The organism is Acinetobacter sp. BD54 (assembly GCF_044778325.1).
In the GTDB taxonomy this organism is placed as follows: Bacteria; Pseudomonadota; Gammaproteobacteria; order Pseudomonadales; family Moraxellaceae; genus Acinetobacter; species Acinetobacter baumannii.
Genome location: NZ_JANJEP010000006.1, coordinates 186,353 through 200,815 on the forward strand (window position 1 = coordinate 186,353; position 14,463 = coordinate 200,815).

At 35.6% G+C, this 14,463-nt stretch carries 12 protein-coding genes; 7 read left to right on the top strand and 5 right to left on the bottom strand.

Annotation, left to right across the window (positions count from 1 at the left end; all coding sequences use genetic code 11):
• Positions 1-42: 42 nt before the first annotated feature.
• The 3 genes from NQ782_RS11945 (at position 43) to NQ782_RS11955 (ending at position 1,464) form a co-directional block, all read left to right on the top strand.
• Entirely contained in the window at positions 43-219 is a 177-nt protein-coding gene (locus NQ782_RS11945; protein WP_000920231.1) for a hypothetical protein, read from the top strand.
• 253 nt (positions 220-472) lie between these two features.
• Positions 473-709, top strand: coding sequence for a hypothetical protein (locus NQ782_RS11950; protein WP_000044010.1), 237 nt, complete (start codon positions 473-475; stop codon positions 707-709).
• Between the two features lie 167 nt (positions 710-876).
• On the top strand, positions 877-1,464 hold the full coding sequence (locus tag NQ782_RS11955; protein WP_000582747.1) for a uracil-DNA glycosylase family protein: 588 nt from the start codon (positions 877-879) through the stop codon (positions 1,462-1,464).
• Positions 1,465-1,472: 8 nt separating this feature from the next.
• Here NQ782_RS11955 and NQ782_RS11960 read toward each other — a convergent pair whose 3' ends face one another.
• Positions 1,473-3,032, bottom strand: coding sequence for a phospholipase D family protein (locus NQ782_RS11960; protein ID WP_057093827.1), 1,560 nt, complete (start codon positions 3,030-3,032; stop codon positions 1,473-1,475).
• 438 nt (positions 3,033-3,470) lie between these two features.
• Here NQ782_RS11960 and NQ782_RS11965 point away from each other — a divergent pair, with 438 nt between their 5' ends.
• Positions 3,471-3,938, top strand: a complete 468-nt coding sequence (locus NQ782_RS11965; protein ID WP_057093728.1) for a hypothetical protein — start codon at positions 3,471-3,473, stop codon at positions 3,936-3,938.
• An 811-nt stretch (positions 3,939-4,749) separates the two neighbouring features.
• Complete coding sequence (locus NQ782_RS11970) at positions 4,750-5,115, top strand: hypothetical protein (RefSeq protein WP_004747199.1); 366 nt, start codon at positions 4,750-4,752, stop codon at positions 5,113-5,115.
• A 77-nt stretch (positions 5,116-5,192) separates the two neighbouring features.
• On the opposite strand, the gene NQ782_RS11975 is transcribed toward NQ782_RS11970, so the two are convergent.
• Positions 5,193-6,356, bottom strand: coding sequence for a catalase family protein (locus NQ782_RS11975; protein WP_057093397.1), 1,164 nt, complete (start codon positions 6,354-6,356; stop codon positions 5,193-5,195).
• Positions 6,357-6,538: 182 nt separating this feature from the next.
• On the opposite strand from NQ782_RS11975, the gene NQ782_RS11980 reads away from it, so the two are divergent.
• Together NQ782_RS11980 and NQ782_RS11985 are read left to right on the top strand one after the other, a co-directional pair.
• On the top strand, positions 6,539-8,410 hold the full coding sequence (locus tag NQ782_RS11980) for a hypothetical protein (RefSeq protein WP_017725693.1): 1,872 nt from the start codon (positions 6,539-6,541) through the stop codon (positions 8,408-8,410).
• A gap of 229 nt (positions 8,411-8,639) precedes the next feature.
• A complete protein-coding gene (locus NQ782_RS11985) occupies positions 8,640-9,749 on the top strand; it encodes an S-(hydroxymethyl)glutathione dehydrogenase/class III alcohol dehydrogenase (RefSeq protein ID WP_000842120.1) in 1,110 nt (369 codons plus the stop codon).
• Between the two features lie 56 nt (positions 9,750-9,805).
• Here the strand turns inward: NQ782_RS11985 and NQ782_RS11990 are convergent, their stop codons facing one another.
• The 3 genes from NQ782_RS11990 to NQ782_RS12000 form a co-directional block, all read right to left on the bottom strand.
• The gene (locus tag NQ782_RS11990; RefSeq protein WP_057093400.1) at positions 9,806-10,780 is read right to left on the bottom strand and encodes a DUF4882 family protein; all 975 of its coding nucleotides are present in this window, start codon (positions 10,778-10,780) and stop codon (positions 9,806-9,808) included.
• A 112-nt stretch (positions 10,781-10,892) separates the two neighbouring features.
• Positions 10,893-11,903 (bottom strand): fimbrial protein, encoded by a 1,011-nt coding sequence (locus tag NQ782_RS11995; RefSeq protein WP_000821733.1) that lies wholly within the window; start codon positions 11,901-11,903, stop codon positions 10,893-10,895.
• Positions 11,900-14,458 (bottom strand): fimbria/pilus outer membrane usher protein, encoded by a 2,559-nt coding sequence (locus NQ782_RS12000; RefSeq protein WP_001124962.1) that lies wholly within the window; start codon positions 14,456-14,458, stop codon positions 11,900-11,902. The genes NQ782_RS11995 and NQ782_RS12000 overlap by 4 nt, the downstream gene beginning before the upstream one ends.
• Positions 14,459-14,463 lie beyond the last annotated feature (5 nt).

Here is a 14,463-nt window from a genome sequence, read left to right on the forward strand (position 1 = left end):
TTGATTTCTCAGAAGTTTCTCCGTCAATTAAAGAGGTGCAAAATGTTAAAGTCAATTTTAGTATTAGGAACAGGTATTGCGATTGGCATGTGTATGTACAAGAAAAAGCAAAAGAACAGTAAGAGCTTCTCTACTGATAGTGATACTGACTCATTGATTAGTAAGGATAATAATAAGAGTAAAGATGACAATTCACTCGATAGTGCTGTCCAGGTTTAAAGTTAAATGCAAGGGTTCATACGTGAGCCCTTTAAATATTATTTTTTATAAAATTAATTTTACTTAAAATAAAGATAGCTTTAATAAGTTAATTTAATAATAAAACTTATTTTTAAAGATATTCCACTATTCATTTAATTATTAAATAAATATGTTTAAAACAAAAAAAACACTTCAAATGTTAAATTTTACACATTGTAGCAAAACACCCTTTACTATTTTTTATGTTAAGAATAAAAAAATGGAGATTAGAATGTCAAAGCGCCATATTTTAAAAGAAGTTAATGCGAAAAGTATGTGTGGGATGGAAATTGTAGTAGAACAAATTTTTGAAAATACATTGGAGAAAAATTTAGCTTCGGCTGAAATCGAACAAAACTGGTTACCGCTTTCCAAGATTGTGATTTCAGATAAAGTTATCAATTTAGATCAAGATAACACCTTTGCTCATCCCAGAACAGGGAAAGTTTTTAAAGTTTTAAATTCTTAAATATTTTTGGTTTTTAGCATGAATATAAAATTAGAAATGATTGAGGCGAAACAACAAAACGTTTCGCCTCAATACATTTAATTAAGATAATTTGCACTTCTTGACTCGTGATTAACCTTAAAATACGTTAAGTTATTTATAAATTTTGAAGTAAATACTGATTTTTTATGATAATTGAGATAGAAACCCATCCACTGCAACCGTTTTTGCCAGAAAATGCCCGTTTATTAATGTTAGGAAGTTTTCCACCACCACGTAATAAATGGAAGATGGACTTTTACTATCCGAACTTTCAAAACGATATGTGGAGAATTTTTGGTTTAATCTTTTTTCAAGATAAAACTTATTTTTTAAGTGAGAACCAAAAAAGTTTTAATGAAGAAGCTATCCGCAGTTTCCTGATTGAGACAGGCGTTGCTATTTTTGATACGGCGTATCAAATTAAACGCCTAAGGGGCAATGCTTCCGACAAATTTCTTGAAATTGTCACTCCGACAGACTTAGCAGTTTTATTGAAACAGATTCCTCAATGTCACACTATTATGACTACAGGCGATAAAGCCACAGATACCTTAATCTCAGTTTTACCTGAGAACACGGAAAAACCTTTAATTGGGACATCTACATCAACTTATTTTGCAGACCGCGATATTAATTTATATCGATTACCGTCATCTTCTAGAGCATATCCATTAGCTCTCGAGAAAAAAGCAGAAGCCTATCAGAAATTTTTTAAGGAAATCGGTTTCTTGTAATAAGAAAATTACATCATCCACTCAATTGGCAAATAAGAGACAGCTTTAATCATTGTTCTCTGAAAACGGCTGGTTCCCGGGTCTTTATCATATTCAATGACTTGTCCGTTGGCTTGGTAATCTAGCCAAGTAATTTGGCCTTGGCTATTTAGCTTAAGTTGATATGCTACTTGAGGTAAATGTTGATCTAACATGACAGAAATCTGAGTTTGTAATTGACTGGACTCAATCACCAAACCTACTTCGGTGTTTAAATAGGTAGAGCGGGGGTCAAAGTTAAATGATCCGATAAAGACTTTGCCATCTACATCAAAAAACTTGGCATGCAAGCTCGACTTATTTTTTCCTTTTGCTGGTATAACGCTGCCTGTTACGATTTCGTACCACGTTCTACGTCGTCGTTCCAGAACAGGTTTAAACTCATACAGTTCAATACCATTCTTAAGCATTTCTACACGGTATTGGCTATAAAAGGCATGTACGATCGCAACATCGTTTGCAGCAAAAGAATTTGTTAAAGCGCGGACTTTTATACCTTCAACTCGTAGTTGCTTTAAGTAATAAGTGCCTTGTTGGGTAGGTACAAAATAAGCTGAAGCTAATTCTAAATGTTGCTTAGGTTTACCCATAATAGACATGACTTGGCCATAAAGCATTTCATGTTGAGTTGCAGTGCCCAGTATTTTCTTCGGAGAGTCAGCAACAAAATGGGCCTTAGACCATTGAATAGGGTTATGCTCTAAAAGCTCTTTTAAATAACTCTGCGCATCGTAAAGCTTATCTTCAGTGAGGCTATGGTCTTCGTGGTGGAGTTGTTCATAGTGCTCTCTTAAAGCTTTTAAATGATGCTCAGCACAAGTTCCGATAATATCAGTTGCATTTACGCTTAAAGTACTTTCCCAAAAATCAGTAAATACAGCTTGGGCATGTCGCACTGCATGCCCGTAAAATAAGATATCCATATCTGTAAATTGAAACTTACTACTTGCTTCAAAATATTCACTACTAATATTTCTACCGCCTGTTACTGCAATCGATGCATCTGCAATAATGAGCTTATTGTGCATCCGATGATTTACTTTTTTAAATCGGAAGAGATAATCGAAGATACGTAAGTAACGAAATTTATAAGGATTAAATAATCTAATTTCAAAGTTGGTATGCTGTAAAAGGCTTCTTAATATGCCATCAAGCTTTATACCGTTTTGATCATCAATTAATAAGCGAACTTTGATGCCACGATCCGCTGCCTTGAGCAGCTCATGTAAAATAAGGTTCCCCACAAAATCATTGGTCCAAATGTAGTATTGTAGATCAATCGTTTCCTTGGCATTTCTAATTAAATAAATTCGTGATGCAATACTCATAAATGCGTCATCAAGAGCTACAAAGGCAGTGAGACCTTGCTGAGTTTTTTCCTCTGCTGCCTCATCATTCAACCAATTATTTGTCTTTATCACTATATCTTTCTCATTAGGATCATATTTATCTGTATAAGAAGGTAAATCAGTAAAGCCCCAAGCGCTTAAGGCCATAGTACTATACTGCTCATATAGCTGATTGATCATGTAAGCATTTAATTTGCATCCAAGTTAGAGCTATAAGAGCATTCTTATATTCAATTTATATGTCAAAATTCACAATAACTGTATGATTTTGTTATAATCTAAGAAGGTTAAAATTTAAAATATAATAAAAACAGAAGTTTATAAATTATTTTTTAAATTTTCTATAGTTATATATGATTAATTAACGTAATTATGTGAGCTGTATTTTATTGCAAACAATTATTTCGATCATTTACGTTTTTATAAGTAAAACAGTGACGTAGTTCTCTTTGTCGTTATAAGATGCGTTTTATTAGATACTCAGATTTCATAACTTTACATTACTTACAATTAAGTTACCAACAACTACATTACAACACATGATTTCTATCATACTTCCTTAAAAAGCTGAGTAATGAGTAAGCAACCAGCTAGAAAGAGGAAGGAAGGAGATAGGAAATGCCACAATATTTAATGATTGCTGAAAAGGTGTATAAAAAAATTAAAGAAGATGATCTTTTCTCTGATACTCCGACCGAGCATTTAAATAACTTAATAGGTGTGATTCGAAAGGAAATCAAAGGTACAAAGTTTAAGCTTAAATATAATTTTATTGACTTTGATGAATTTTTAACAAAGCCACTAGATGAATGTGCCGTAAAAATTGATATTAGCCTCATGCCTAGTCATAAAAATAAAGATGAATATATTTTATGGTTAGCTGGATTTATAGAACGAATGACGACAGGCGGGGAAACCCATCTTCCACCTATCTCAAAATTTATTCCGCCCGATTTTAAGTTTAATTGCGAATTTGATAACGCTAAGACACCAGCAAAATCTACATATCCAGATGATGAAGGTGAACTGATCATTAACTATTTTAAATCTGAAGCTTTTATGAAAATTATAAACGAAGATAAATAATGTGATAAGAAATATAGAAGGTTTCTACCGTACTTCTATTCATAGCTGTTAAAATTCAGCAACCGCCTTTTGGGGCGGTTTTTTGTGGCTTAATCTCTTTTTTATCTTGTTCTCTTCACATAAGTTTTCATTGTAAACAGAACTCACTTGTTCCCTATAAAAACAGATACATAGATTAGTGCTAACTTTTACTTATCTTCATTGAGTAAGGAGATAAGATATTTTGAAATATTTTCTTTTTGCTTCAACTTAAGCTTTTTCACATACCTTTCAAAAAAGATATGGTGAAAAATTTCCCTTTTAGACAATTGAGTCTAGATGTATTCTGAATTTCTAAAAAACTTCCATAATTGTTGGTTTTTTAAGGAGGTGTCTATGCTCCATAATATTAGACAATTTTTCTGCATGCACATCTGGGAATATGATTTTGATATTTCACATGAGGAAGTCAGAGAATGCAGAAAGTGCGGGAAAATTCATAAAATGAAGAGTTCCCATAAAATGACTTAAGGTTAAAGCGAAATACTTCAGTCATACTAAACCAATTAAAGATAAGCTCAATAATTAAAAGTATTGAGCTTATTTATTTTAAAGAAGAGCATAGTTTAATTCAGTAATCATATAAAACCTATTAATTTACTCAGAATATAATTCAAAGTAGTTCACACTTTAAAATAATAAAAAGTTGCAACTTACATAAAACTCTATTAATTTTAAAAAATAAATAACACTTCAATAAAAACTGAAAACTTAAATTTATAACTTTAATTTTATACTCATATTTTATAAAAAAATTGATAAGGAGATAGAAATGCCAAAATACTTACTATTAGCAGAAAAAATTTCTAAAAATATTAAACAAGATTCTTCAAACAATTATCTAGAAAACTTAAATAATTTAATTATAGAAATAAAAAAAGCCATTACAGGAACGGAATTAAAATTTTTATATAATTTTTTAGATTTCAGTGGTTCGCTACTTAACCTTCAAGATGAAGTATTGCTCAAATTTGATAGCAGTCTGATTCCTAGCTATAAAAATGAAGAAGATTTTATTTTATGGTTAGCAGACTTCATTGATCGGATCACCATAGATACAAGTAAAGGAGATTATCCAATAAAAAAGAATTTAGCCAACCTAAGCTCTATTGCTGAGAAATTGATGTATAGACATTAGAAAATCTAGGGCCATCCTCATCAAATACTGAACTATAAAGAACTGCTTTGGTTATTGGCAGTTCTTTTATACTTAAATTAGTTTTTGGGTTCTTGTCGGGGAGCTGAGTTGATATCGTGTCTAACTCTGCTTATATTTTCATAAATAATTTTACGCATTCTATTTATTGCGCCAAGCGGTTTATGCTCAGGTAAAGCATGCCACGGTGTAAAAGAGAGATTTTCACAAAATTGATTCTGTTCAGGTGTATCAAAGCTTTGCTTTGGAATATGAATGGTCGCAACTTGGTAAAAAGGTGCTTCATTTTCTTTCCACTCGGACATTGTATCTTCAACCAACATTTTAGTCGAAGTTCTTGGCTGTATAAGAAATTCCATACACACGTCTTGCTTTTGCAATGTATCTTTTAAGGCATTTCGTAAAAAATTATGGCTAGGGTGATCAGGTAGAGTTGCAGACACTGTAGAGCAATTTCTTACGGAGTATTTAACCGCTTGACGGTCAACACCTAATCCTAATTGATAGGGCACCATAGACCAATACCGTGTATATAATGGATTTGCAATTTTAGAATTACGCGCGCCTAAAGCATTCATGGTACCTTTAAAACCTAAAGCAAACGGCATATGAAGCTTTCTAATCATATTATGGCTATTTAGATCGTTCATAAAAGAAAGGTATCTTTGCCCGTCATTTACAAAAAAGACGGGGTTATTAATCATAATAAAGTCTTGAGTTGTAGCCTCTTTTTCATTTTCTAAAATTTTCTGACCTGATACACCTAAGATTTTTATTGCCATTCCACGTGCGTCTTTTTCAATATCTGCTCTAGAAGCATCATTAGAAGCATTCGAAAAACGAATCCATGCTTCATAGTTTTTATCTGGAATAAAAATACCTTTTGCAAGTTGAGCTGGTATATTTTTAAGTACATGAAATTCAGCACGAACACATCCATGTGCTTTAGGGTGTGCATCACGCAAAGCATTTCCCGCCGTATACTGTTCACGAATCGACTTCTCAATAACTTGAGTTATTTGATGAGCTATTACTTCCTCATTCGGTTGTAACTTTTCTCCTAATGCTGTATCGATCTCTGGATAGTCGATATTTTCTGAAGAAGACTTTACTGATGGGATTGTTTGGGAATATAGCGTTTCACTACAACCTATTGATACAAACAGAAGAGGAGTAAATATAAACAAAGCCTTAAAACTGATAGGCTGTATTAATTTTGACATTTATAGTCTCCTCGGTAGAAAAAATATTTTAGAATAATATTAAGTTTTTTGTTTAAGATTATTTTGAGCTTTTTAAAATTATTCACTGTAAATAATTTAAACGTCATTGTTACTTATCTGAACAGTAAAATAAGAATACTTATTTAATATAAAACTTCTTAATACATTAAGAGAATGACGTCATGATAACTAATCGACAAAATGTGCAAAATAATACTAATACATCACCTCATCCAATTACCCAAAATACACTTATTGATCGGTTTAGTCCTATTTACTGGAGAATAGACGGCCCACAAACCATGTCTTTTGCCATTACAAATTATGGAAATGGATTTGAAGCATCTTTTAGATCACGTATGACAAATGACTTGGTAGGGATTAGCTGGGATTCTTATGATACGAAAGATCATAAACTTTTAGCATATGAAACCAAATATAGTTATGCAGGGGTAGTTTGGGATTTTGATATTGAATTATCGGCTTCTATGCCCGTACTTAATAATCCAAGTTTAACGCCAACTTTAACGGTGTACTATCATGACAATGGCGTAGATAAAATTGCATATATCGTCTTATTTAATTATGCAAATAATCCTTCGTCGCGAACGGCGCATATTCATATTAACTGGGATACAGTTAAAGCTGGTTTTTCTGCTACAGATAGCTTTCCGGTAACCAATATTCAACGTATCTCATTTTCAGGCTTTACTAGCCACTATAACGGCCAGTCAGCTACGCCGTTAAGCCAGCCAGAAGATGGTTATATTCGTATTACCAATTCAGTCGTGACTGGAACAAATGCAAAGTTAAATCTGAGTCGTGTTGTTGTACCCCAGCACAATTATGGGATCTGTACCAGCTATGATGACCATTATGACTTGAACCCGCAGCGCCTAGTCAACAATATGGTCGCTTTGGGATATCAGGGATTGGTAAACCACTATTGTGGAATGTCGCATTATCCTGAAATGACATGGAAAAGCGATATTAATAAATGGCAAATACCAGATACGTTGGTAACAGGTGAGGCCGTCGTCAACGCATGTACCCGAAAATGGCATGAAAAATATGCCCAAGCTCTACATAATGCAAATATGCAACCCATTTTTGGGGTAAGTTTTGAGATGTATTCACTTGGAGCAAATGAGTTTTGGGCACAGCGTGACTGGAATAGCAATTTAGGCAAAACAGGCTACCAACCACCGAGTTATTTTTTTAGCTTAAGTGATCAAAATGCTTTGGCTTATTTGCACAAAGTTTTTATTGAGTTCGCAGATACAATGGTTGCTGGCGGCTGTAATGTTAACATGCAAATTGGTGAACCTTGGTGGTGGTATAACACGGACACGAATCTACCTTGTGTGTATGACTATCCAACAAAATTAGCCTTTAATGCCGATACAGGACTATATGCGCCAGACCTAGGCACCATCTATGAGGCTATGAATAAAACAGGTACGCCGTATGATGAGTTTAAAACTTGGTTAAGAAATAAGTTAGGACAGACCTGTCAAAATATTCGAGCAGCCATTAAAGCTAAATATGCAAATGCTAAAGTGTGTCCTTTAATATTTTTCCCATCCATTCGTTCTCCAATACAAACCCTAGCAACCTATATCAACTATCCAAGCCAGCACTACTCCTATCCAAATTTTGATTACATGATGACTGAAGCCTATGACTGGCTTTTAGAAGCTAAATTAGATTTAGCTCATCAAGCTGTTTCTCAGATACCAACTCAAGATTTAGGTTATCCGGCAAATAAAGTTGCTTATTTATCTGGATTTGTACCAGATGCATCTATTGCTTATATCTATGGATTCGACAAAAACAAACCTTATCGGACTCCAATTTGGCAGAGGATTTTTGGCGATATGAAAAATAACGTATCTCTTGGCCTAATGAAGCAGTTTATCTGGGCCTATCCGCAAGTCATGTTTGATTCAATTACAATTGATACGACCCAAGCCCCAAATGGTTTCTTTGTTGAAAATACGCTTTACTCACCAATTAGTGATAACACACCGTATCCACCAGATATTTACCTCTAAGTAAACATAAGCTGTTTATAAGAGAAGTAATCTGATAGAAAACCTCTTCATCTAGGAGGTTTTCTTCTTTTTTTAGTACAGGCTTGCTTAGATGTATTTGACTGGCTATGCTGTGATAGATTGTCATGAAAGCCAATTTTAATTTAAGCAAAATTAAGCTCTTGTATTATCAATATATAATCTATTTTGCTCGACTATAAATACCGAATGATTTAAAGGAAACCCAAAGATGAAATCTCGTGCAGCTGTCGCCTTTGCCCCAGGAAAACCTTTAGAAATTGTTGAAGTTGATGTTGCACCACCCAAGGCTGGTGAGGTTTTAATAAAAATTACCCATACAGGGGTATGCCATACCGATGCTTTTACATTATCTGGCGATGACCCAGAAGGTGTTTTCCCAGCGATTTTAGGTCATGAAGGTGCAGGTGTTGTAGTTGAAGTAGGCGAGGGCGTAACAAGTGTTCAACCTGGCGACCACGTGATTCCACTTTATACAGCTGAATGTAAAGAATGCTTATTCTGTAAATCCGGAAAAACTAACTTGTGTGTTGCGGTACGTGCGACGCAAGGTAAAGGTGTAATGCCGGATGGAACTACACGTTTTTCATATAACGGCGAACCGATTTATCATTACATGGGTTGTTCAACCTTTAGTGAATATACAGTAGTTGCGGAAGTCTCTTTAGCTAAAATCAATCCTGAAGCGAATCACGAACAAGTATGTTTACTGGGATGTGGGGTGACTACTGGTATTGGCGCCGTGCATAACACAGCAAAAGTACAAGAAGGTGATTCGGTTGCCGTATTTGGTTTAGGCGGTATTGGTTTAGCTGTTGTACAAGGTGCGCGTCAAGCGAAAGCAGGGCGCATTATTGTCGTAGATACCAATCCAGCTAAATTTGAACTTGCTAAGCAGTTTGGTGCTACAGATTTCTTAAATCCAAAAGATTATGATCAACCTATTCAGCAAGTGATCGTAGAAATGACAGGATGGGGTGTAGATCATTCATTTGAATGTATTGGCAACGTCAATGTTATGCGCTCAGCTCTAGAATGTGCACATCGTGGTTGGGGACAATCCGTTATTATTGGTGTTGCTGGTGCAGGTCAAGAAATTTCGACTCGTCCATTCCAGTTAGTGACAGGCCGTAAATGGTTGGGTACTGCTTTTGGTGGGGTAAAAGGCCGCTCACAACTTCCTAAAATGGTCGAAGATGCTATGAAAGGTGAAATTCAACTTGAACCTTTTGTAACTCATACCATGCCTCTACAAGATATTAATACCGCTTTTGATTTAATGCACGAAGGTAAATCAATTCGTACTGTCATTCATTTCTAAATGAAATAAAAAAGGGCTGTGATTCAGCCCTTTTTTACCACTTATAGTTTTATATCTTAGATGGCATTACCACACATGTCAGTGGTACCCTGAGGGTAGTTAAACTTTAGCGCATTACGGTCTGTAATGAGTTCATTAGACAACTCTTGTCCAAATAATTGATTAGAATATAATCCTATACTACTTGAGACAGAAAAACGTATATTCTCTAGTGGAGCAGGTAAAGTAGATTGATACCCCTGATCAACACCATTTACAATAAAGCCAACCTGCTTGGTATTCTGATTAATATACATCCCTAATCTTTGGTATTCATTTGAATTATTTGTCATGTTTTGACCTTTATAATATGGATTGTTAGGCCCACTATTATCACTAAGTCGATAAGCTACATAATAGTTTAATCTAGCAGGATTCTCGCCAAAATCTGGATCATACCCCCCCATATCAAACCAATAGTTGGATCTAATCGTATAACCATTATTTGTTACGCCACTAAATCCAATGCTAGAGGAGTAATAAGTAGAATTTCCAAGTGATGAACTCCCAAGAGTTGATGTTGGAATTTTAAGTTCCATTTCAAATGCAATAATACCTGTGTGAGGTATTGTTAAATCACCAATTTCATTAATCGAATTCGGACTATTTATTTTACTTGTAGCAACATAATCTACGTAGCCATACTCACTTTCTGGCCTAGGTTCCACTTTAAAACCAAATTTTTGACCAATTATCGATGGGAATATTTTTATAGGAAAATCAGGATATTCATTATTCCAGAGATCAAAATCTTCCTGAGTCGCGTTAAAATTATATTTACAGACTGGGGCAGAGGAATTAAGGGAGGTAGTTTGAGCCAAGAGAGTTTGAGACGCTAACTTTTCATTCTTTGTAGTGGATGGAATGCTTTTAGATACAACTTTTTGGTTAGATTCGCCACGCATTACTGTATTGGTATTTTCAGAAGATACCTCATACATTGCCCAACATAATGTCACTGCACTAACTGCAACTATACCTATTCTTTTCATAAATATTCCTATTAAGTTAAGTATGAAATTCTTAGAAAGTAGTGTTAAAGTAAAATTTATTATTAATATTTAAATATTTGAAATTATTAGGTTTAAAAACTATTGAATATGATTAATCATATTCAATAGTTACAGTAGCCATTGCACGCACTTTACCAGCAGTCACATTTGTTGCTGTTTGATAGTAGCGGGCAGTCATCGGTACGTTATATTGAATTGTCTGGTTAGAAGACAAGGTACCTAAGGCTAATTTGTCACCTTTTTTGATGACTTGATTTTTATTTTGATAGTTCCAGAGTAATTGTACGCCCACACCATTAGCTTTTTCAGATGCGGCAGCCGTATTTGCCAATACCTGATTATTTGTACCATCTTGGGTAAAGTCATAAGTTAAACTAATAAGGTTTTTCTCTTCGTAACCCGTTGGGTTGATACCCCCATTACATAAGATGTTCATATCGAAGGTTTGTTCGCCTTGAGTTGAGCCAACGCCTTTAAAACCTGCCTTTGTGACTGTAGGCAACTGTACAACTTTATTAATATTACCTTGAATCTCACATGAAGAAGAAGCAATGGTAATTGCATTAGCATCAACAGTACTTGTTAAAAACGGCTGATTTGGAAAGCCACGGACGTAATAACTACTATATCTGCCTGGTACTAATGTTCCAGAACCAGTTTGTGGAGCAATTTTAATGATTTCTACAACAAAATAACCTGATGCCAAATAACGAGTACCAGAAATACCGCCACGTTCATAAGGGTAATAACCAGAAAAATTACTGCTATTCTCTGCTTCACGATATAAACGAATACCAATGCCAGGAATATTGGTTGTATAGATGCTATTGCCTAAGGAACTTAATGGATAAGCTTGTGTTAATTGAGCAACTACAGTATCTCTACTATCACAATACATCGCTTGTGTACCGCTACTACTGATAGGGAAAGTTGCTTTCCTTAAAACAGCACCCACTGGATCACTAGGACGTACAACAACACGGCCTACTGCCATGCGAACATCATTTGGTTGATAATTAACTATAATACATGAAGCATTCGCTTCACCATACATACCAAAGCCCGCGGTAAATAGAGCACCCGTTAATAATATTCTTTTCATTTGCAGACAGCCTCGGTCATAACTATGCTTTGTTGTTTATTTCGCAACTCATTACTGATGTTGTACTCAACCGAACAACGTTCATTACTTTCATCACCCCATTTCACATAGAGACGGTCTTGAGCAAGTGGGGTACGTAAGTAAATCATACTACCTTGTGCAACAATACCTACAGCTTCATCTTTCTGGTTAAAGACTTGCGCTGCAAACGGTAAACTGTTGCCATCTGCAGTTTTACTATTAATATAAACTGCATAGCCTGTTTTAGTTGCAAAATCTACTTTCGCAATTGCACCAGCAAATGGGGCAATACGTTGACTTGTTTCTTCAAGTTCAACTTCGCTCGACATTTCTTGTGGGTCAAGAGTAATGTCATTAAGGCGGTATGGCGTAACATAAGGAACTACTGCATAACCCGCTTTATTTACACTTAGACCAACCGTGTTATTCACTTTTGCTCCAGCGGCATCAGGTGCATGCACAAGTACCATGGTTTGGCCTTGCTCAGGTCCAAATAAAATACCGTCAGAATGTGCAACAACACTACCGCTTAAACTTACCATTGCTTGTTGATAAGAATCAGCAATACTATAAGAGCCGCCAACAGTTGCATAGTTAGTACGGTAACGACCATTTGCGTTAAATGTTGGGTTCGCATAGTCTTGATGTGACACAGAAGCGCCGTAACTAAAGCGATCACCCACCATTCCACTTGCACCAACAGTACGGCTGTCTTCAGAAGCAGTAACGTTGACGTTGACTGAATTCTTCTTAAAGTTAATTGGGAATGAAAGCGTCATTAAATATTCAGTATCATGCGACGCATCATTTGAGCCGTACTCAACCTTACGGTTAATTGCAGATAAACCATAAGTTAAACCATGGTAGTTATTACTATAACCAATCTGATACTGCTTAGTACTCTCGCTACGATTCCAGTAATCTACCCATGAACCTACCACATAGAAGTTACCCCAACCCTCAGGTAACCCTTGGTTTAAAGTAATCTGGAACTCACTACGTTGACGACCAGCAGCATAAGTGTTTACACCTTTTTCTTCCAAGTCACGTATAAGCAGGGCATCGCGCAATTTATAGAAGTTTTCGGTTGAATAACGGTAAGCTGCAAGTGTTAAGTTTGTGTTGGTCGGCGTAATTAACTTACTATAACTTAAACGGAAACTTTGACCTGATTGTGAAGCCTGTTTTTCAAACTCAGCTTCAGAGTGAGTCACGTCGAATGCAATTGCTCCAATTGGTGTAGCAACGGCAGCACCAAGCAATATTGCAGCGTAATTCTCAGATGCCTGAATTCCGGTATAGCCGGTTAAATAGTTATTAATACCTTGTTGGTATTTACCCTGAATAATCCAAGGGTCCAGATCAATGTCTTGATCACGGAACTGACCTACAGTTAATGAGTAACGGTTCATGCCTGGGCGTAACATCTGTACAACAGAGGCATAAGGCACAGAAAATTTCTGTATTTCACCATTCGCTTCGATAACAGAAACTTCAATTTCACCACCAAAGCCGGTAGGGTAAAGGTCATTAATTTCGAAATTACCTGGTGCAACCGTTGTTTGGTAAATCAATTGCCCCTGTTGACGTACTTCAACTTTTGCATTGGTTTTTGCATTACCACGGATACGTGGAGCATAACCAAGCATACTATTCGGTAGCATTCGATCATCACTTGAAAAATCGATACCACGATAACCATATGAGTCAAATACTTCGCCGTTTGTAAAACTATCCCCGAGTGTTAAAACACCACGATATTTAGGGAAAGCTCTTTGTAAATAGGTGCTTGTTTCTTGATAGTCTGATTTAGATTGATTTTCCGCAGGCGTATCTTGCCATTGCCACTGACCATTATGACGTAATTGCCAACCTGCTAAATTTAGACCAGCCGTAACCCCCATAAAAGCATTAGTCGTTTCGCTTCGGTCACCAGACTGATTAAAAGTTTTATACGCACTACCACTATAAGACAAAAAGCCGGCATTAATCCCGCGATCCCATACGCTTGGGTCGACATAGCCTTGAGCATTTTTTTGTAATGCGACTTGAGGAATTGAAATATCTACACGTAAACGAGACGTATCGAATTCATAAAATGCGTTTTCTACCCATTCTTCAATTTTATAACAACTATTATTTTCTTTTTGAAGGGGAGCGTGCTTGGTTAAAATTTCTTGTTTTACGCCGTATTCAAGAAGATTCATTCCAGTAAAACAAGTTACGGCATTTTGATTTGGATCTAATGCCTTGAAAATCATGCGGCGTTTACCAAACCATTGACCATTTACATAAACGTCAACGTTATATTCACCTGGTAAAACAGGGTTGCCGTACTTAAATCGAGAAATATCGACTTTCTGAGCGTCACCAATTAAAAAAGCAGAATCAAATTCAGCTTCTACAGGCGCACTCGCAGCTGCTTCTTCAGCATGCACGAACACAGGCATTGTCATTGTAACAACGCCAGAAGCCAAGTAATAACAAATATGGCGTTTTAATAATTTATAAGATTCTTGCCTTTTTTTTGGCATAGCTA